At 37.6% G+C, this 19,139-nt stretch carries 19 protein-coding genes; 3 read left to right on the top strand and 16 right to left on the bottom strand.

Annotation, left to right across the window (positions count from 1 at the left end; all coding sequences use genetic code 11):
- The first annotated feature begins 4 nt into the window (after positions 1–4).
- On the top strand, positions 5–394 hold the full coding sequence (locus tag ACYT6F_RS11845; protein ID WP_472597877.1) for a winged helix-turn-helix transcriptional regulator: 390 nt from the start codon (positions 5–7) through the stop codon (positions 392–394).
- 8 nt (positions 395–402) lie between these two features.
- Here the strand turns inward: ACYT6F_RS11845 and ACYT6F_RS11840 are convergent, their stop codons facing one another.
- Positions 403–861: a DUF2750 domain-containing protein gene (locus ACYT6F_RS11840; RefSeq protein ID WP_472597876.1), complete on the bottom strand. Its 459-nt coding sequence runs from the start codon at positions 859–861 to the stop codon at positions 403–405.
- Positions 862–942: 81 nt separating this feature from the next.
- Positions 943–3,375: an alpha-ketoacid dehydrogenase subunit alpha/beta gene (locus tag ACYT6F_RS11835; protein ID WP_472597875.1), complete on the bottom strand. Its 2,433-nt coding sequence runs from the start codon at positions 3,373–3,375 to the stop codon at positions 943–945.
- Between the two features lie 138 nt (positions 3,376–3,513).
- Here ACYT6F_RS11835 and ACYT6F_RS11830 point away from each other — a divergent pair, with 138 nt between their 5' ends.
- Complete coding sequence (locus tag ACYT6F_RS11830) at positions 3,514–3,807, top strand: hypothetical protein (RefSeq protein WP_472597874.1); 294 nt, start codon at positions 3,514–3,516, stop codon at positions 3,805–3,807.
- Position 3,808: 1 nt separating this feature from the next.
- Here ACYT6F_RS11830 and ACYT6F_RS11825 read toward each other — a convergent pair whose 3' ends face one another.
- From ACYT6F_RS11825 to queA, 6 genes are all read right to left on the bottom strand, one after another.
- Positions 3,809–4,786: a polyprenyl synthetase family protein gene (locus ACYT6F_RS11825; RefSeq protein ID WP_472597873.1), complete on the bottom strand. Its 978-nt coding sequence runs from the start codon at positions 4,784–4,786 to the stop codon at positions 3,809–3,811.
- Between the two features lie 185 nt (positions 4,787–4,971).
- Positions 4,972–5,847: a hypothetical protein gene (locus tag ACYT6F_RS11820; RefSeq protein ID WP_472597872.1), complete on the bottom strand. Its 876-nt coding sequence runs from the start codon at positions 5,845–5,847 to the stop codon at positions 4,972–4,974.
- Between the two features lie 407 nt (positions 5,848–6,254).
- On the bottom strand, positions 6,255–7,193 hold the full coding sequence (locus tag ACYT6F_RS11815) for a sterol desaturase family protein (protein ID WP_472597871.1): 939 nt from the start codon (positions 7,191–7,193) through the stop codon (positions 6,255–6,257).
- Positions 7,194–7,268: 75 nt separating this feature from the next.
- Positions 7,269–8,303: a dual-specificity RNA methyltransferase RlmN gene (gene rlmN / locus ACYT6F_RS11810; RefSeq protein ID WP_169232748.1), complete on the bottom strand. Its 1,035-nt coding sequence runs from the start codon at positions 8,301–8,303 to the stop codon at positions 7,269–7,271.
- A gap of 40 nt (positions 8,304–8,343) precedes the next feature.
- Positions 8,344–8,691, bottom strand: a complete 348-nt coding sequence (locus tag ACYT6F_RS11805; RefSeq protein WP_472597870.1) for a four helix bundle protein — start codon at positions 8,689–8,691, stop codon at positions 8,344–8,346.
- Positions 8,692–8,738: 47 nt separating this feature from the next.
- Complete coding sequence (gene queA, locus ACYT6F_RS11800) at positions 8,739–9,788, bottom strand: tRNA preQ1(34) S-adenosylmethionine ribosyltransferase-isomerase QueA (RefSeq protein ID WP_169232750.1); 1,050 nt, start codon at positions 9,786–9,788, stop codon at positions 8,739–8,741.
- Positions 9,789–9,960: 172 nt separating this feature from the next.
- Here queA and ACYT6F_RS11795 point away from each other — a divergent pair, with 172 nt between their 5' ends.
- Positions 9,961–10,653 carry an AIM24 family protein gene (locus ACYT6F_RS11795; protein ID WP_472597869.1) on the top strand — a complete coding sequence of 231 codons (693 nt, stop codon included), beginning with the start codon at positions 9,961–9,963 and terminating at the stop codon, positions 10,651–10,653.
- Positions 10,654–10,711: 58 nt separating this feature from the next.
- Here the strand turns inward: ACYT6F_RS11795 and ACYT6F_RS11790 are convergent, their stop codons facing one another.
- The 8 genes from ACYT6F_RS11790 to ACYT6F_RS11755 form a co-directional block, all read right to left on the bottom strand.
- The gene (locus ACYT6F_RS11790) at positions 10,712–11,023 is read right to left on the bottom strand and encodes a hypothetical protein (RefSeq protein ID WP_472597868.1); all 312 of its coding nucleotides are present in this window, start codon (positions 11,021–11,023) and stop codon (positions 10,712–10,714) included.
- A 17-nt stretch (positions 11,024–11,040) separates the two neighbouring features.
- Positions 11,041–11,391 (bottom strand): hypothetical protein, encoded by a 351-nt coding sequence (locus tag ACYT6F_RS11785; RefSeq protein WP_472597867.1) that lies wholly within the window; start codon positions 11,389–11,391, stop codon positions 11,041–11,043.
- Positions 11,364–11,852 carry a DNA-deoxyinosine glycosylase gene (locus tag ACYT6F_RS11780; protein ID WP_472597866.1) on the bottom strand — a complete coding sequence of 163 codons (489 nt, stop codon included), beginning with the start codon at positions 11,850–11,852 and terminating at the stop codon, positions 11,364–11,366. Before ACYT6F_RS11780 ends, ACYT6F_RS11785 begins: the two co-directional genes overlap by 28 nt.
- Before the next feature lie 79 nt (positions 11,853–11,931).
- The gene (locus ACYT6F_RS11775; protein ID WP_472597865.1) at positions 11,932–13,926 is read right to left on the bottom strand and encodes a S9 family peptidase; all 1,995 of its coding nucleotides are present in this window, start codon (positions 13,924–13,926) and stop codon (positions 11,932–11,934) included.
- Positions 13,927–14,117: 191 nt separating this feature from the next.
- The gene (locus ACYT6F_RS11770) at positions 14,118–14,462 is read right to left on the bottom strand and encodes a phage holin family protein (protein WP_472597864.1); all 345 of its coding nucleotides are present in this window, start codon (positions 14,460–14,462) and stop codon (positions 14,118–14,120) included.
- A 72-nt stretch (positions 14,463–14,534) separates the two neighbouring features.
- Positions 14,535–14,957, bottom strand: a complete 423-nt coding sequence (locus tag ACYT6F_RS11765; protein WP_248394167.1) for a PaaI family thioesterase — start codon at positions 14,955–14,957, stop codon at positions 14,535–14,537.
- A 281-nt stretch (positions 14,958–15,238) separates the two neighbouring features.
- A complete protein-coding gene (locus ACYT6F_RS11760; RefSeq protein WP_472597863.1) occupies positions 15,239–17,359 on the bottom strand; it encodes a type IA DNA topoisomerase in 2,121 nt (706 codons plus the stop codon).
- A 651-nt stretch (positions 17,360–18,010) separates the two neighbouring features.
- Positions 18,011–18,886 (bottom strand): pirin family protein, encoded by an 876-nt coding sequence (locus ACYT6F_RS11755; RefSeq protein ID WP_472597862.1) that lies wholly within the window; start codon positions 18,884–18,886, stop codon positions 18,011–18,013.
- Positions 18,887–19,139 lie beyond the last annotated feature (253 nt).

Genomic DNA, 19,139 nt, shown 5'->3' with positions numbered 1-19,139 from the left:
CTTTATGAAAAAGAACGAATTAATGCAATACAGCTGTCCTCTCGGTAAGGCTATGTCTGCTTTGGGAAGCAAATGGAAACCGATCATTGTTCTGGTAATAAAAGACCGGAAATTGCGTTTCGGCGAGCTTGCGGTGCGCATTAATGTCATTTCCAGAAAAGTGCTTACCGACCAGCTTCGGGAAATGGAATCCGACGGACTGGTGATTCGTGAAGAGTTTAAAGAAATTCCGCCGAGGGTTGAATATTCTCTGACGGAGAAAGGTTTAGCATTGCTTCCTATTTTGTACCAGCTTGAAGAATGGGAAATGAAATATCATATTTATGATCCGGAAAAGGAGAAGGCTTGTAAGATGATTATGGAAGGAAAGAAGGTGCAGAAGAGTGTTGTTTAAATGGTATTTTAATTTTCAAGAATATTTTTAATTTGAAATTCTAAATCCTGAATACCATCAAACTTGTTAAATATAATCTGTTTATTTAATAAATTCAATTCTGAAATAATTTCTAAAATTAAATCCAAAGGTTCAATTTCATAGCCAAAAAGATTTTTATCGAAATTTGTCCCGATTATTAATCCATCGTTACTCATTCCGACACACCAATTTTCTAAAAATTCCGATAAACTTAATTCACTAATTTCATATTCATTCCATTCATTTTCTATACATGATTTTGCGATAGAAATATCTGACCAAAAGCAAATTATTTCAATTGGATTACCCTCTTCATCTTCTACTTCATTTGAGGAGGAGGTCGCATATCCTTCACTGTTTTTTAAGGCATAGACAATTTCTTTCTCTGAAATTTTCTTTACGAAATTTCTATGACGTGTTTTTAAAGTTATTTGATCTTGTAGCATAATATCTATAATCTATGAATTCTTCTATCCAATAAAACCGCTCCCAAAAGAAGCGGTTTCAAAGTTTATGTAAAATCTCAGTTAAAATATCGCTGGATATTTCTGAGGATTTGTTTCGTTAAACATCGCATAGATTCTTTCTACCATATCGTCTGCAGATGGTTTAGAGAAATAATCTCCGTCACTTGCATAAGCCGGCCTGTGATCATTTGCAGAAATCGTCAACGGATCAGAATCCAGGAATCTGAAGGCTTTCTGTTTTTCTAAGATCTGCTGTAAAATAAACGCTGAAGTTCCGCCTTCCACATCTTCGTCGATCACCACCAATCGGTTGGTTTTCTTCACCGATTCAGCAATTTCGTGAGTTAAATCGAAAGGAATCAATGACTGCACATCAATCACTTCCGCAGAAATCCCTAATTTTTCAAGCTCTTCCGCTGCTTCCATAACAATTCTCCACGTAGAACCGTATGTTACTAAAGTCACGTCATTTCCTTCTTTGGTAACTTCAATTTTTCCAACAGGAACAGTAAACTCACCTAAATTATCAGGTTGCTTCTCTTTTAAACGGTATCCATTCAGACATTCAACAATTACGGCCGGGTCGTCGCTTTGAAGCATCGTATTATAGAATCCGGCAGCTTTTGTAAGGTTTCTCGGAACCAAAACTAAAATCCCTTTGGAAAGATTAAGAATTCCCGCCATCGGAGAGCCTGAATGCCAAACACCTTCCAGTCTGTGACCTCTTGTTCTGATAATTACAGGAGCTTTCTGACCTCCTTTAGTTCTGTACTGAACCGTAGCAAGATCATCACTCATTCCCTGTAAACAATACAAAATATAGTCTAAATACTGGATTTCAGCAATCGGTCTCAAACCTCTCATCGCCATACCAATTCCCTGTCCAAGAATTGTAGCTTCACGGATTCCGGTATCAGCTACACGAACTTCACCGTATTTTTCCTGCATTCCTTCGAGTCCCTGGTTTACGTCACCTATATTTCCGGCATCTTCACCAAAAACCAATGTCTCAGGATATTTTTCAAAAATCTTGTCAAAATTATTTCTTACCACTACTCTTCCGTCAACATCTTCAGAATTTTCAGAATAGACTGGCTTGATTTCTTTTACATTTTCCGCTTTCCATTGAGACTGAGAATATAAATGAGAAGAGTAATTGTCTTTTTCGACTTCAAAAATCTCATTGTATTTCTGCATCAGCTGATTTCTTTCTGCAGAATTGGTTCCTCTGGTTGCCAGTAAAGAGCGTCTCACCAAATGGAAGACATCTTTCTTCGCTTTGGAAACCAGTTTATTGAACTGGCTGATATAGTTCTCAATTTCAGAGTTTTGTCCTTTCAGGTTTTCAACGAAAGGCAATACCGAACTGATTAAATCTGTGATGGTCTTCTGATAGTTTTCCCATGCATTTTTCTGTCCCGCTTTTACTGTTTTTTTAGCTTCTTCATCAATAGCATCCAGTTCTTCGGCGGTTGCAAGCACTTGTTCTTTTCCGTCAATTTCAATGGAATAATTAAGAATCCACTCTTTGAATTTCACCAAGCCGTCAAACTGGGATTCCCAGGCCAGACGGTCTTCATTTTTATATCTTTCATGAGATCCTGACGTGGAGTGTCCCTGCGGCTGGGTAACTTCTACAACGTGTACTACCACCGGGATGCTTTCCATTCTTGCAAACTGTTCTGCTCGGGCATAAGCATCCAATAGTGACGGATAATCCCAAGCTTTCACCTGAATAATTTCACATCCCTGGAATTCACCTTCTTTTCTCTGGAAACCGCTCAGCATTTCAGCAATATCTGCTTTTGCTCTCTGCTTCATGGTAGGAACGGAAATCCCGTAGCCGTCGTCCCAGATTGAAACGATCATCGGTACCTGAAGCGCACAGGCGGCATTCAGCGTTTCCCAAAAATGGCCTTCTGCCGTAGAAGCATCACCAATTGTACCGAAAGCAATCTCGTTCCCGTCTTTTGAGAATTTCTCAGAACCTTCAAATTTTACTGATTTATATATTTTGGAAGCCTGCGCCAATCCTAATAATCTTGGCATTTGTCCGGCAGTGGGAGAAATATCGGATGAAATATTTTTCTGAGCTGTTAAATCTTTCCAGCTTCCATCTTCATTAAGACTTCTTGTAGCAAAATGCCCGTTCATCTGTCTTCCTGCAGAGGCTGGCTCTCTTTCAACACTAGTATCTGCATACAGCTGAGCAAAAAAGCTTTCAACAGTTAATGCATCAACCGCCAGTGCAAAGGTCTGATCTCTGTAGTACCCTGAACGGAAGTCTCCATCTCTGAAAACTTTCGCCATTGCAAGCTGAGGAAGCTCTTTACCATCCCCAAAAATACCAAATTTAGCTTTTCCCGTAAGAACTTCTCTTCTGCCCAAATATGACATTTCGCGAGAAATCCTTCCTAACTTATAATCTTCAAGTATCTGATTTCTAAAGTCTTGAAAGGAAATTTGCTGTGTTTCAATATAGGTTGTCTGCATAGCCCGATAAAAAATTTTATAATTCTTGAAGTATTTTGCTAATATACACTTTTTAAATTAATTTTAATTTTTAATAATCTTTTTTAAATATTTGATAATAAAAAAAATTTGTATTTATATTAGAAAAAAATTGTAAAGATGGAGAAGAAATCCACCCATATTCTGAATGCTTCAAGTAATTTGCTGGGCTTTTCACTGGTGATCATCACATCTCTGAAGATCACTAAAATGAGCCACAGTACTCATTTGGACGAATTTGCGGGTGTAGCCTGCCTGTTTTTCGCATTCAGCTGTTTCTTTTCGTTTCTTGCGATAAGATCTACCCATGAAAAGCTTGGACACAGATTTGAAACTATTGCGGATTATTTATTTTTAACAGCTTTATTTTGCATAGTTTTAGCCGTTATTATTGTAACGATGAAAATAATTTAATTTAAAATTTTCGCTCAATTACGTAATCCAGCATAATATGTAAAGATTTTCTGGCTTCGGAATCCGGAAATTCATTGAGAATATTTTTAGCTTTCTGTTGAAAATCTTTCATCACAGAAATGGCATAATCCAGCCCGCCGGAACTTTTTACAAAGCTGATCAGCTCTTTTACCCGCTTCTGATCATTGTTATGTCTTTTAATAGTATTGAAATAATACTTTTTATCCTTTTCGTCGGCGTTCCTTAGGGTAAATATCAAAGGTAACGTCATCTTTTGCTCTTTAATATCAATTCCTAAAGGTTTTCCTATTACGTTGGAACTCAGGTAATCAAACAGGTCATCTTTGATTTGAAAGGCCATTCCCGTAAAGGTTCCGAAATCCATCATTTTTTTAGCCAGTACTTCATCGGCATTGTTTGAAAGCACGCCTATTTCACAGCAGGCTGCAATTAAAGTCGCGGTTTTCTGGCGAATGATTTCGTAATACACTTCTTCGGTAATATCCAGTTTCCTGGCTTTTTCCAGCTGCAGGAGCTCACCTTCCGACATTTCACGGATTGTTCTTGAAATAACGCCTAATAAATCGTAATCTTTGTGATCTGTTGATAATAAAACCGATTTGGATAAAAGGTAATCTCCCACCAAAACGGCAATTTTATTTTTCCACAAAGCATTGATTGAAAAGAAATTCCGGCGTTTAAAGCTTTCATCCACTACATCATCATGAACCAGCGTTGCGGTATGAATAAGCTCAATCATGGAGGCACCGCGGTACGTTTTTTCATTAACGTTGCCAACAAGCTTGGCGCAAAGAAAAACAAACATAGGCCGCATCTGCTTCCCTTTTGTAGTAACGATAAAACGCGTGACTTTATCTAATAAAGGTACTTTACTCTGCATGGATTCATAAAACTTCTGCTCGAAAAGTTTCATTTCCTCATTGATCGGTCGCTTGATTTCTTCTACAGTGTTCGCCACAATCTTTGATGATGGATAAATTATTAATTACCACAAAGATAATTTTTTTCAGGCAATTTTAAGGTAATTTAATACGAATATCATTTTAGTGTTAACGCAAAGTCGCAGAGAATTATATAATTATTTGAATATTTTTACGTCCGCAAAGGCGCTTAGCTCAGCAAGTGATACAAACGTTTAAATTATTAATCTTTGAGTTTATCTTTTGGAATAAAATAAAGGCTTTGTTTTCCCCCGCCTACCGGAGAATAGAACTTTTCTCCTGAAATATAAATCCCGGTTTCATCAACGGCAATTCCTTCAATCTGTCCGATGGATAAGGCGCTTCCCAGATAATATTTTTTAGGATTTTCTTTGAAAAAAATGCCCGGTCCAGTTTCGTTAAATATGCTTAAAAAAACTTCCGTCTTCTTTGTATAGCCAATGAGGTACAATTTCTTATTGTAATAGGAAGCATCGGTAACTAAAAAATTGGTTTTGAAAGATTCTGTTTTCTGCACCTGCTGTTTTCCTGAAATTTCAGGATCAATGATATAATGTGTCGTTGATTTTGCAGTCCATTCTTTGCTAAAAAGATGAATTTTTCCGTTTAGGTAAATCATCGCTTCAGCGTCAAAATTGGTTGAAGAGTAATTCGGAACAAATTCTTTTTGTTCGGGGTATTCAAATGAGATAATCTGAACAGAATCATTTTTTGAAGAATTATCAAACGTTAATTTGTAGATTTCAAGATCTCTGCGTGTGCCTCCGTTGTTTCCGAAATCGCCGATATAGAAATTGTTTCCGTCATTGGTTAAAGCTTCCCAGTCTTTGTTTTTAGTGTTTATTTTTATGGTGTTGGCAATTGCTCCGGTTGTTTTATCCAATTCAAAAAGTTCGGGAGAATTTCCGCTGTCATTGAATGTGTAAAGTTTTCCACTCATTAAATTAAGACCTGATGTTTCTTTAATCTTTTCATCCAGATAAGCAATTCTGAACTTTCTGATCTTTAATGGTTCAGATTTTTGGGAAAATGAGGACGTGAAAATTGTGATTGTAATAATAAAGAAAAGCTTTTTCATTAGGTAAAAATATTTATTTAAATACAAATGCACTAATTTTTGCACTGATTTCACTAATACTTTTTTGCCTTATTTTCTGGTTTGTCTTTCTGACCAAGGAAGAATCTTTTAATAAGTTTAAGGGTATGTGCTTTCGCAATCTTTGTTTAATTTTTCCGGTAAATATTTTAACTCGATGAACGCAACGCTTTTTATTTTAAATGATTGCTTTTATTTTTTGTTTCCACTCAGCAAATGATGGCAAAACCTAATATTAATTATAATTTGTGTTTTTGATAATTAATGTTGCACAGAAAAGTGTATAAATATCAAATAATTAAGCTAATAAAAAAAGACGGACCAAGCCGCCTGAATTGATTATATAGATTGTATAGAAAAATTCATTTTGATTTAGAAAAAAATTAAACTCACGCCGTTTTTTTCTGTATCTTCTGTTTCCTCTTATTTTTCTTTGCCCAGTAATCTTTCTGATATTGCCGAACCGTTTTTCCGGTTCCGTCGTGTCGCCATCCGGGAGAATTAAAAATATAATTTACCCTGTCAGAGATGGTCAAACCAGGCTGCCTGATGTCTTTCCACATTCTTCGCCATTCGTATAAAAGAACGGTATCCGGTTTATTATCAGGCATTTTGGGATAGATTCCATATTTTACCGGAACATTGGGATCTTCTTTTTCAAAAGTTCCGAAGATTTTGTCCCAGATAATCAGGCACATGCCCATATTTCTGTCGAGATATTTAATATTGCAGGCGTGATGAACACGATGATGAGAAGGTGTAACCAGAATGTACTCCAAAATTCCCATGCTTTTTACCGTCTGTGTGTGAACCCAGGTTCCGTACACCTGACCGATTGCATAAGCCACCATGATATGCCATGGATTAAACCCTAAAAAAGCGAGCGGGGAAAAATAAAGATACCGGTACAGCGGCTGTAGAACCGGGCTTCTGAAACCTGTGGTGAGATTAAAGAACTCCGAGCTATGATGGGTAATATGTACCGCCCAAAAAGCCCTGGAATGATGATCTACATAATGAAGGACATAGTAAGCGAAATCCGTAATAATAAAGCAAAGCAATCCGTACCATACGGTATATTCCCATGAAAAAAGCCTGTGGTTGAAGAAGAAAAACATCACTCCCATGGCAAAAGCTTTCATCAGAATATCCAGCCCGAAGTTGAGTAACGCAAGATAAATATTGGTTGCAAGATCTTTTCCGTTGTAAAGCCTGGCTTCTGCAACATGGCTGTAAATCATTTCTGCCAGAATGATTGTTGCATGTACCGGAATCGACCATGCATAAATATTTTCAAGACCATCTTTCCCAAAAAAGTAATCTACCATTGTCACTTTTATTTGGTACAAAGGTAATATTTTAAGAAAGCGTTAAGAATTTTTTTTATTTTTTTTAATGAAATTTTAATCCGTTGTTTTGTTGGCAAGCTGTCCACAGGCTGCATCTATATCACCGCCGCGACTTTTTCTTACCACACATACAATACCTGCATTTTCAAGCTGACGGATATAATTTTCTTCTGCCTGTTTATTGCACTGGTCGTATTTTCCGTCGCCAATAGGATTGTACTGAATTAAATTAACTTTAGAAGGAACCTGCTTGCAGTATTTAATGAGTGCTTTAATATCTTCATCACCATCATTGATTCCTTTCCATACACAGTATTCGAAGGTAATAACAGAACCTGTTTTCTGATACCAGTATTGCAGGGCTTCCATAATCTCCGTTAAAGGAAACTTATCGGAAAATGGCATGATTTCATTTCTTTTAGCCTCAATAGCAGAGTGAAGTGACAGGGCGAGCTTTACCCTCAAATCGTCATCAGCAAGCATCTTAATCATTTTCGGAATTCCCGATGTAGAAACGGTAATCCTTCTTGGTGACATTCCCAGACCTTCCGGCTGTGTAATTTTCCTGATCGCTTCCACTACATTTTTGTAGTTCATCATCGGCTCTCCCATTCCCATGAAAACGATATTGGAAAGCGGCCTGTTGAAATACATTTTGCTCTGGCTGTCGATTAAGGCAACCTGATCTACAATTTCGGCCACTTCAAGGTTTCTCATTCTTTTGAGTCTTGCCGTTGCACAGAATTCGCAGTTTAAGGAGCATCCTACCTGTGAGGAGACGCAGGCTGTTGTTCTTGTTTCGGTAGGTATCAGAACAGATTCTACCAATAAGCCATCGTGCAGCTTCACCCCATTTTTTATGGTTCCGTCGGTGCTTTTCTGGAGCTGATCTACAGAAACAGGATTAATGGTATATTCTTCTGATATTTTTTCACGGAGGTTTTTCGAAAGATTCGTCATCTCATCAATCGAGTGGAGATTTTTACTCCACAGCCAATCGTACACCTGCTTCGCACGGAAAGGTTTTTCTCCCAACGACATAAAATAGTCTTTGAGCTGATCAAGCGATAAAGTTCTGATATCTTTCATATAGGTAAGAGCCAAGTTAAAAGTAAAAATTGAAAAGTTTTTACAACTTTGTGTTGTTAACTATTGTTGCTAAAATATTTTTTAATTCAGCGCTTTCATTTAATAATACTTGAAATTCTTCTGAATTATAACCGTCTAAATTTTTTAAAATCCGAAGCCGGAAATTGCTTTCCCGAGCTTCTCTTGAGGCAATTTTCACCTTATTTTTAAAATCTGCTTTTGAAGACCCGGCTTGTGATTCTTCATAATTCGCCCCTATCGAAGTGGCTGATTTTCCAAGTTGAAACCTAATTAACTTACTTTCAGGATCATTTGGAAGTGTTCTTAAAAACTTAAGACAATTCACTCCAAACATAAAAGTTCTTGCAAGTAAATCGTTTTGTTTCATTTTGTGTTCTTTAACTTTTTACTTTTAACTTGGCTCTTTTTACTTTTTTATAAAATTAGCATCGCATCTCCGTACGAGTAGAATTTGTATTTTTCTTTTACAGCTTCTTCATAAGCATGCATTATAAAATCTCTCCCCGCAAATGCTGCAATCATCATGATTAAAGTAGATTTTGGAGTGTGGAAATTCGTGATCATACAGTTGGCAACACCGAATTCGTGAGGAGGATAGATAAACTTATTCGTCCATCCGTGGAATGCAGAAATCTTTTTATTTGAAGATACTGAAGTTTCTAAAGTTCTCATGGTGGTGGTTCCTACCGCACAAACTCTTTTATGTGCATCAACTGCATTATTGATAATCTGCGCATTTTTCTCGTCGATAAAGATCTCTTCAGACTCCATTTTGTGCTTGGAAAGATCTTCTACTTCAATCGGGTTGAAGGTTCCCAATCCAACATGAAGGGTAACTTCTGCGAAATCAATTCCTTTAATTTCCAGTCTCTTCATCAAATGTCTTGAGAAGTGAAGTCCTGCTGTAGGTGCGGCTACTGCTCCTTCTACTTTCGCGTAGATGGTCTGGTATCTTTCAGCATCTTCCGGCTCAACTTCTCTTTTGATATATTTTGGAAGCGGTGTTTCTCCCAATTCTTTTAATTTAGCTCTGAATTCTTCATAAGAACCGTCGAACAAGAATCTCAAAGTTCTCCCTCTTGAAGTCGTATTGTCGATAACTTCCGCAACCAAAGATTCATCTTCAGTAAAGAATAATTTATTTCCAATTCTGATTTTTCTTGCAGGATCTACCAATACGTCCCAAACGCGGGTTTCTTTATCAAGCTCTCTTAATAGGAAAACTTCAATTTTAGCACCCGTTTTTTCTTTATTTCCATAAAGACGTGCAGGGAAAACCTTGGTATTGTTAAAGATAAAAAGATCTCCTTCATCAAAATAATCAACAACATCTTTAAACAGTTTATGCTCGATGGTTTCAGTTTTTCTGTCCAAAACCATTAATCTCGCTTCGTCTCTGTGTTCGGATGGGTGTTCTGCCAATAATTCTGCAGGAAGATCAAAATTAAAATCTGATGTTTTCATTTTTTAAATTACGGTTTAAAAATTATCAAATTACGTGGTGTAATTTTCGGACTGCAAATATACGACATTCGCACCCCCTTTGTCAAGTATTATTTGCAATAGAGCAAAAAACCGTGGTTTTACGGGAAAGATTAGATCAAAAAAATTGTATTTTGCAGTTTTAATTTACACTATGAGCAAATATTCAATTGAATCTTTCGTCAACGAAACAAAAGAAAAACCCGAAAACAGAGATTACTTCGAACTGGAAAAACCCGCGTTGCTGGAAATCAACCTGAACAATCAGGCGGTATGGACGAAGACCGGAAGTATGGTAAGCTATATCGGTAATATTAATTTTGAAAGACAGGGAATGCTTTCAGGAGGCTTGGGAAATCTGCTAAAAAAAGCAATAAGCGGCGAAGGAGCGCGACTGATGAAGGCGGAAGGTACAGGAAAACTGTACGTTGCGGACGAGGGAAAAAAGGTGCGCATTCTTTATCTTAATAATGAATCCGTTTGTGTAAACGGCAACGATGTGCTGGCTCATGAGCAAAGCATAAAAAGCGATATCACGATGTTAAAAAGCATTGCAGGTGTGATGTCCGGCGGACTGTTCCAGGTACGATTGTCGGGAACAGGACATATTGCAGTTACCACACACGGTGAGCCTTTAACTTTAATGGTAACTCCGGATTCACCTGTTTTCACGGATCCTAATGCAACGGTGGCGTGGTCGGGAAACCTGACTCCTGAATTAAAAACCAACGTTTCATTCAAAAGCCTTATCGGAAGAGGAAGCGGTGAAGAGTTCCAGATGAAATTTTCCGGAAGCGGATGGGTTCTGATACAGCCTTATGAAGAAGTGTACAGACTAGAAAAATAAGGAGTTTAATTTATAAAAGCGGCTAAAATAGTAGCCGCTTTTCTTCTGTTTTTTATTTTCACAATACAGAATTTTCACCTTTAAGGATCTTTACATTAATTTTTTCGCACTTTGAAAAATCATTCGTCATAATTACACCGTTTTTATAGTCAATTTCAGCATGTATAATTCTGTAATTATCAGAATCCAATTTAGAAAAGAGCGCATTATAAATTTTAGAGTGAATATTTGAAGTAAGGTCCATAAATCGAATTCTCGGAGCAGAAAAGCCGATTTTTTCAACTAAAATCTTCAGTTCGAGATTTGCTTCTTTACTCTTATTTTTAGGATATGTTTTTACAGTATATAAATTTCCACCATTATTTTCCACTTCAACCCTTTCAATCTTTATTTCATCCTGTATACTTTTATCGGAAATACTTTTTTTAACTTTAAACTTGAAAAATTACTATTTTGATTAATGGAGTAGGTATAAAGTTTATTTTTTGCATAGTCATCTAATAAAAATGTTCTTTCAGCTTCTCCTGAAAAAGAATAATCGTATGCTATAAAATCCTTATTTTCTGAATTGAAATAAATAATATTATTTCTTGTATTTCCTTTATACCTGCCTCTTAGTTGAGTTTCTACATCATAACATTTATAATCAAAATGATATTCCTGGGAAAAAGCATTAGCGAAGCTTAAAATAAGGAATAGGAGGAGTTTTTTCATAGGTATTGTTTTATCTTCTTCCATTCTTCCAGTTTCTTTTCAAAAGACAGGGTGTGGAGAGGACTGGTAGAAGGCAGCAAAAATACCGGAATTTTATAATTCTTACCTAAAATTTTTTGTAGATTTTTATAAGATTTTCCGCCATTGCAAAATATGGCTTTCATATTTGGATGACCTTCCAGCAATTCACCAATCTGATTGGCTTCTTCGTTCTTAATTTCAGAATCGAGGCTTCCTTTTCTTTCACAGGAATCGATGACATCCCAAAGCGCGATGTGATGTTTCTTTAATATCTGAATTCTTTGATCATAATCTTCCGTAAATGCTTCATTCAGCAATTCAAAAATAATCTTCCAGAACTTATTTTGCGGATGGCCATAATACTGTTGCTTTTCCAGGGATTTAACACCCGGAATTGAGCCTAAAATTATAATTTCAGAATAATCATCGATGATTGGAGGAAAAGAGAAAATTCTGTTTTGCATAAATGGATTTTATATTTTGGTTAAAGCCTTTCATTTTTCACAAACAAAAAGCGGGCTAAAGCCCGCTCCTATTGATATTTTATAATGTTTCCTTTAACCAGTCGAAGAATTCCCTCTGCCAAACGAGACCATTCTGCGGGTGAAGCACCCAGTGATTTTCATTCGGGAAATATACCAGTTTGGATTTCAGACCTCTGAGCTGTGCTGCCTGGAAAGCTTCCTGACCCTGCTCGTAAGGAACCCTGTAGTCGATTCCTCCCTGAACAATCATAATCGGCTTGTTCCATTTATCAACAAAATTGCTTGGATTAAATTCCGTGTAGGCTTTCGGAAGCGGTTTTTCCCAAGGAGAACCAAGGTCCCAGTTGGCAAACCAAAGCTCTTCCGTTGTAAGATACCATGATTTCATATCAAACAACCCGTCGTGAGCAATAAACGTTTTGAATCTGTTTTCGTGGATTCCGGCTAACATGAATACACTGTATCCTCCGTAGCTTGCTCCTACAGCTGCTACTCTTTCACCATCCACGTAAGGTAATGTTTTGGCGAAGTCTGTTGCTGCAAGATAATCTCTCATGGGCTGACCGCCCCAGTCTTTGGAAATTTCTTCATTCCATTTTGTTCCCCAGCCCGGCATTCCTCTTCTGTTTGGTGCCACAACAATATATCCGTTGGCAGCCATTAAAGCGAAATTCCATCGTGTGCTAAAGAATTGAGTTAAAGCCGACTGTGGACCGCCCTGGCAATATACCAGTGTCGGGTATTTTTTATTCGGGTCGAAGTTGGGAGGATAATGAAACCATACGCCCATTTCTTTACCGTCCGAAGTTTTCACCATTTTAAGCTCAGATTTTCCTTGTTCCAGAGTTGCATACATCTCTTTATTGGCATCGGTTACCTGCTGCATTTCCCCGTTTTTGACATTCACCGAGAAAAGATCCGTTGCATGGTTGATGTCTGTTCTTCCTATCAGTAAAGATTTTTTCTGATCGGCAAAGATTTCATTTACATCAAAATCACCTTTTGTGATCTGCTGAACTTTGGCGTTTTTAGGATCTAACGAAAACAGCTGTTTTGTTCCTCTGAATGCCGCCGTAAAATAAATTATTTTTGAATCTGCACTCCAGAACACGTCACCGGAAACACTCTCGTCCCAGCCGGTGGTAAGGTTTGTTACTTTAGCTGTTTTCCAGTCCATGATTTTCACATCATTCTTATCCGCTTCATAACCGTCTCTGGCCATACTCTGCCAGATCAGGGATTTCCCGTCCGGACTGAATTTAGGATTTACATCGTATCCTTTGTTGGACTCCGTTAAATTTTTGGTTGTTCCTGTTGCAAGATCGTAAGCAAAAATATCTGTATTTGTGCTTGTAGAGTACTCTTTTCCGCTCTTAGGTTTTGTTACATAAAGAAGCTGTGAAGAGTCCGGACTCCAGATAAAATCTTCAGCTCCGCCGAAGGGCCTTTGCGGGGAATCCCACATTTTCCCTTCCAGCAGATCTTTTGCGGCATCTGCTTTATCGGAAGTATTCACCACAAAAACATGATTGTATTTTCCTTCATTGAAATAATCCCAATGTCTGTGGTTGAGGTCGGTATAAACCTGTGCTGTAGTTTTCGGGGTGTCTGAATATTTGTCTTTCCCCATTACTTTTTCCACCAGGACCTGTCTGCTGAAGGCTATTTTTTTACCGTCAGGAGAAATAACAACATTATCGGTTTCACCGATCGTATAAAATTCCGTCCAGGTTTTTGCATTGTCTTTAGAAAGAAAAATCTTATCACCTTCCTGGGCATAAATCCCGTTTTTATCCCACTGAATCAGGGCTTTTTTGCCTAAATCCATTTTTGCGGACTGATTATTCAGAACATTCAGAAAATAGGTTTCGTTTTTGGTTTTCTCTGTTTTAAGATCCACCTGCCCCACTTTATAAATAAGCGAAGACTGATCGGGTGAAACGGCCTGGACTCCGACTTTTTTTAAAGTCCAGAGGATTTCAGGCGTCATTACTTTTTGTGCATTCATTAAGAGCGGAGCTGCCAAAGCCAGCAGACTGTACTTAAGTTTCATATTGTTGATCGAATTTTTTGATTATGATGTAAAGCTCATAATCATGTTTATTTCAAAGTTTTCAAAGTTACTTATTTTTACCATATAGCAAGAGAATATTCAGAGATAAAATTCTGTCAAATTTGTACTGTTATATAAAAAAAAGAGTGAACCGAAGCCCACTCATGATCAACCTTTGATATGTTTATAATCTAATCTCTGTCAGAAAACATGGAATTAGCCAAAGAAGTAACGATAGAAAGAAGGATACTGAAAATCAGTGCCCACCAGAAGCCGTCTACTACCATGCTGTCAATGAGGCGATCTGCAATGAGAATAATAATTGCATTAATAACCAGTGTAAATAATCCCAGTGTGATGATCGTTAACGGTAATCCTAAAAGATTAAGGATCGGTTTTACAATCAGGTTTAAAATTCCCAATACAATGGAAAAGATAATAGCCCCACCGAATCCGGAAAAATGTACTCCCGGCAAAATCATAGTAAGCAGGTAGGCAACAATTGCCGTTATCAGCAGACGAATAATTAAGTTCATATTTTTATTTTTTTAGTTCAGTCACTTATTCAGAAATTCTTATATTAAATATAGCATAAATTTCCGAAAAGATTACTTTATTTTCATCATGGTTACCAAAGAAGTGGCAACATGGCTTTCCGAATCATTGTTTTCATCAACAGTATAGATTTCCGTCCGGATGACGCTGATCTTTGCTCCACCCTTGATGACATACGATTTTGAGACGAGTGCATCGCCGATTGCCGGACGCAGGTAGTTCACCTTTAACTCTACCGTAACAACATAGCAATCTTCTTCATAATGACTTACCGCGGCGTATCCTGAAGAAACATCAACTAAGGAAGCAATCATTGCTCCGTTGAACATTCCGGCTTTCCTGGTCATCAGATCCATTTTAGGGATTTTCATGGAGATGAAATCAGTTTCAACTTCCAGGAGTTCTGCTTTATAGAATTTCAATGTTTCGGAACGGTGAAAGCTATCGGTGATGAGCTGTTTTTTTTCGGGTGTCATGTAATGATTTTAAAATGTAAATGTAAAGACAAATTTCAAAAACAATGCAAATATGGTTCTGACTTTACATTAATTTAAATAGATACGATTGAATTAAGTTTTGGCTAAAGCTATTTTGAGGTTTTATTATTGGAAAGCGGACTAAAGTCCGCTCCTATTGATGTTTTTGTTGAACAGATGCTTCGACGAGCTAGCATGACAGTTGCAAAGATTGCTGACAGAACCATTAATAGTAGAAATACTATGTTAAATAGCCGAGTCAAGGCATATTCAAGCCAGATTTAGTTTAAAACAATCTGAAAATTGTCATCCAAAGACAAAATACCTTCTGCCAGAATTTCAGGATGTGCTGTGAACCCTTTCAGTTTTGAAGTTTTCCCTTTTAGAACGAGATCCATCAGCTGCTTGTCTGATATTTTTTTACCAAAAATTTCAAACGAAACTTTAAAGCCGCAGTTTTTGAAATCTGAACACCCTACCGCTGTTTTTCCTTTCATGAGATGATGTTCTTTGCATTTCGGGCATTTTGTTTCTTCCCAGGGCTGCAGTTCTTTTTTTACGGCAGGTTCGCGCTTCTTTTTTTCTTTGACCACCACCTTTTCTTCTTCCAGATTGATTACTTTTCCCTTTCCGTAGACTACTTTTTCGGTAAGCTCTGTCACCATCTGGATCAGTTCTTCTTTGAAATGATTGGCTTCGTATTCACCTTTTTCGATTTTTCGGAGCTTAAGCTCCCATTCACCAGTAAGTTCCGGACTTTTAAGGAGTTCGTCTTCAATCGTATCAATCAGCTGAATGCCGGTTTGTGTTGCGATGAGGTTTTTCCTTTTCTTTTCAATGTACTTTCTTTTGAAAAGGGTTTCGATGATATTGGCTCGGGTTGAGGGCCTACCGATTCCGTTATTTTTGAGCAGTTCGCGAAGTTCATCATCTTCAACCTGTTTTCCTGCGGTTTCCATGGCGCGCAGCAGAGTTGCTTCGGTGTAGGGTTTTGGCGGCGACGTTTTACCCTGATGGATCATCGGATCATGAGGTCCGGTTTCTCCTACCGTAAATTCAGGAATGGTCTGTTCTTCCTCTTTATCTTTGTCTTTTTCCGACTCGTCTTTCGGCTCTTTTGCATATACTGCTCTCCATCCCGGTTCGAGAATCTGTTTTCCGCTGGTTTTGAAAGGAATCGTTCCTACTTTACCTTCCACCAGGGTGTTGGAAATTTTACATTCAGGATAAAAAACGGAGATAAATCTTTTAGCAATTAGATCATAGATCAGTTTTTCTTCACGACTCAGATTCTGGGAAGGCGGAACTTCCGTGGGGATAATCGCGTGGTGATCCGTCACTTTTGTATCATCAAAAACCGCTTTTGATTTGGGAATAGGTGCCTGCAGCAATGGTGAAACAAGCTCCTGGTAGAATGTCATTTTTCTGAGGATGCCCTCTATTTTCGGATATAAGCTTTCAGATAAATACGTCGTGTCTACACGGGGATAGGTAACATGCTTTTTTTCGTAAAGACTTTGGATATAATTCAACGTATTTTCTGCGGAATAACCATATTTTCTGTTGGCTTCGACCTGAAGTCCGGTAAGGTCAAACAGCCTCGGATTCTTTTCTTTACCTTCTTTAATTTCGAAAGAAACGATCTCGAAAGGGTTTTCTTTTAGATATTCCAGACCTTTTTCGGCCCGTTCTAATGTTTTTAAACGGTCGATGGCGGCATTGAAAATAACATCCCTGTATCGGGTTTTCAGTTCCCAGTATTCCTCTACGGTAAAAGCATCAATTTCCTTTTGGCGCTGCACGAGCATGGCCAGTGTAGGCGTCTGTACCCTTCCGATAGAAAGGACGGCTTTATTTCCCCCGAATTTTTTGGTAAAAAGCCTGGTTGCGTTGATTCCTAAAAGCCAGTCGCCGATAGCTCTTGCATTTCCGGCGAGATACAAATTTTTGTAATCTTCGGCAGGTTTTAAGCTTGCAAAACCTTCTTTGATGGCTTCTTCAGTAAGAGATGAAATCCATAAACGCTGAATCGGTTTGTTACATTTTGCTTTCTGCAGTACCCATCTCTGGATGAGTTCTCCCTCCTGTCCGGCATCCCCGCAGTTGATGACCTCATCACATTCGGCTACCAGTCTTTCGATCACTTTGAATTGGTTTTCAACACCTTTGTTCGGAATTAATTTGATTCCGAAATTATGAGGAATGATCGGAAGCAGAAATAAATTCCAAGATTTATACTGCGGACCGTAATCGTGAGGTTCTTTGAGGGTGCAGAGATGTCCGAAAGTCCATGTCACACAGTAGCCGTTTCCTTCCATATACCCCTGTTTAGGAGTAGTGGCTCCCAATACTTTGGCAATATCTCTGGCAACGCTTGGTTTTTCGGCAATACAAAGTTTCATGAATTTTTCGGAGTTTTGAAGAGGGGCAAAAATCGGGATTTTTTTTGGATTTTGCTAATTTGTTTGTGATTGTGGATTGATAGTTTTGATTATTTATTAAAAGCCTGAATGATAAAATTTTAAGTAAAATGGTTCTACGGAGGGAAAAGTATAATTTACTCTGAAGAAATGTAACCTTACAAGACAAGAATGAAACTCCACATCGAAAGAAAACAACCTTACAACGAAAAGATATAAACTTACAATGCAAAAAAGTAACTCCACATCATAAGAAAATAAACCTACAACATAAAAATGTAAACTTACAACGTAAAAAAGTAACTCTACATCAAAAGAATGCAATCTTACAACGCAAAAATGTAAACTTGCCATGCGAGAATATACTTTACATTACTAATATTATAAATAGTTTTAGATATATGTCTTACGATGGGTAGCTTTTTTAAAGGAAACGTACTTTGTCGCAAAGTTGAAATTATAATCCAGCATATTTAAGGAGCAAATAATTAACCAACAAGTTGATTCGATGAAGCTTATTATTTTAACTGCATAAGAAATTTAGACCATTAAGATTAATTAATTCAAAAAAAGCTCCCTTAAAAGAGAGCTTACCAACAATACTTATGAACCAGGTTCATGAATTTATTCATATTACATGGTCATCGGAACGTCCATGAGAAGAATTTCCGTGTTTTCAGATGTCGCTTTAATGCGAAGCTCATTAATATCCCAAACTCCGAAGCCATCTCTTTCTTCCAGCTTTTGACCTTCGATTTCCGCACTTCCATTAATGATAAATGCATAGACCCCATTTTCTTTTTTCTTTACCTGATAATTGGTTTCAATATTGTTTTCAAATCTTCCTAAATGAAACCATGCCTCCTGATGAATCCACACTCCTTCATCATCGGAATTTGGGGAAAGGATTTGCTGGAATTTATTTTTGCTTTTTGTTTTGTCTAATGTAATCTGGTCATATCTTGGTGTAATGTTTCTTTTATTCGGATATACCCAGATCTGGAGGAATTTCACCAACTGATCCTGATTTTTATTGAATTCACTGTGCATAATTCCGGTTCCCGCACTCATTACCTGGATATCCCCGCTTCTGATGATGGCTGAATTTCCCATGCTGTCTTTATGTTCCAGATCGCCTTCCAACGGAATGCTGATGATCTCCATATTGTCGTGGGGATGTGTTCCGAAGCCTCTCCCCGCCTCCACTTTATCATCATTCAAAACTCTTAATACCCCGAAATGCATTCTTTCCGGATTGTGGTAATTGGCAAAACTGAAGGTATGATTGCTCACCAGCCAGCCGTGGTCTGCCTTTCCTCTTGTATCTGCTTTATGAATAACGGAATTGTCTTTTATTTTTGAATCTGGGTTGGGAAGATGGTTGTAGCCAATAGGCTCCAGCGGTTCGATCTCATCGATCTCATTTTTCATGGTATTGCCCAATGATGCTGATGCTACGAACATTCCCGTTCCCAATAATCCTTTTTTTAAAAAATCTTTTCTGTCCATATCTGGTGTGTATTTATTTGTTTTGACAGGACAAAGTTAGGTTGACGGGTTTTGCTGTGCATTTAACTAGTTTAATAAATGTGATTATTTTCTTTTGTCTTAAAACAAAAGAAACAAAAGTTCAAGACTGGAACCTGACAGCTAAAAAATATTTTTATTCTCTAAAAATCCCAAAACTCGTGCGAATTTACTATGGGTTCTTCGGTTTTATATTTTTGTCGCGCTTCGAACAGTAGAATTTTCTTAACGTTCG

Source organism: Chryseobacterium sp. NG-CE01 (assembly GCF_055695505.1).
The sequence above is the reverse complement of the archived record's forward strand: the minus strand, read 5'-3'. Positions and strand labels throughout refer to the sequence as shown.

What these genes read in the sequence shown, in the direction of transcription:
- ACYT6F_RS11845 (WP_472597877.1), top strand. Translation starts at nt 5, where the DNA reads ATGAAAAAGAACGAATTAATGCAATACAGCTGTCCTCTCGGTAAGGCT.
- ACYT6F_RS11840 (WP_472597876.1), bottom strand. Translation starts at nt 861, where the DNA reads ATGCTACAAGATCAAATAACTTTAAAAACACGTCATAGAAATTTCGTA.
- ACYT6F_RS11835 (WP_472597875.1), bottom strand. Translation starts at nt 3,375, where the DNA reads ATGCAGACAACCTATATTGAAACACAGCAAATTTCCTTTCAAGACTTT.
- ACYT6F_RS11830 (WP_472597874.1), top strand. Translation starts at nt 3,514, where the DNA reads ATGGAGAAGAAATCCACCCATATTCTGAATGCTTCAAGTAATTTGCTG.
- ACYT6F_RS11820 (WP_472597872.1), bottom strand. Translation starts at nt 5,847, where the DNA reads ATGAAAAAGCTTTTCTTTATTATTACAATCACAATTTTCACGTCCTCA.
- ACYT6F_RS11815 (WP_472597871.1), bottom strand. Translation starts at nt 7,193, where the DNA reads ATGGTAGATTACTTTTTTGGGAAAGATGGTCTTGAAAATATTTATGCA.
- rlmN (WP_169232748.1), bottom strand. Translation starts at nt 8,303, where the DNA reads ATGAAAGATATCAGAACTTTATCGCTTGATCAGCTCAAAGACTATTTT.
- ACYT6F_RS11805 (WP_472597870.1), bottom strand. Translation starts at nt 8,691, where the DNA reads ATGAAACAAAACGATTTACTTGCAAGAACTTTTATGTTTGGAGTGAAT.
- queA (WP_169232750.1), bottom strand. Translation starts at nt 9,788, where the DNA reads ATGAAAACATCAGATTTTAATTTTGATCTTCCTGCAGAATTATTGGCA.
- ACYT6F_RS11795 (WP_472597869.1), top strand. Translation starts at nt 9,961, where the DNA reads ATGAGCAAATATTCAATTGAATCTTTCGTCAACGAAACAAAAGAAAAA.
- ACYT6F_RS11785 (WP_472597867.1), bottom strand. Translation starts at nt 11,391, where the DNA reads ATGGAAGAAGATAAAACAATACCTATGAAAAAACTCCTCCTATTCCTT.
- ACYT6F_RS11780 (WP_472597866.1), bottom strand. Translation starts at nt 11,852, where the DNA reads ATGCAAAACAGAATTTTCTCTTTTCCTCCAATCATCGATGATTATTCT.
- ACYT6F_RS11775 (WP_472597865.1), bottom strand. Translation starts at nt 13,926, where the DNA reads ATGAAACTTAAGTACAGTCTGCTGGCTTTGGCAGCTCCGCTCTTAATG.
- ACYT6F_RS11770 (WP_472597864.1), bottom strand. Translation starts at nt 14,462, where the DNA reads ATGAACTTAATTATTCGTCTGCTGATAACGGCAATTGTTGCCTACCTG.
- ACYT6F_RS11765 (WP_248394167.1), bottom strand. Translation starts at nt 14,957, where the DNA reads ATGACACCCGAAAAAAAACAGCTCATCACCGATAGCTTTCACCGTTCC.
- ACYT6F_RS11760 (WP_472597863.1), bottom strand. Translation starts at nt 17,359, where the DNA reads ATGAAACTTTGTATTGCCGAAAAACCAAGCGTTGCCAGAGATATTGCC.
- ACYT6F_RS11755 (WP_472597862.1), bottom strand. Translation starts at nt 18,886, where the DNA reads ATGGACAGAAAAGATTTTTTAAAAAAAGGATTATTGGGAACGGGAATG.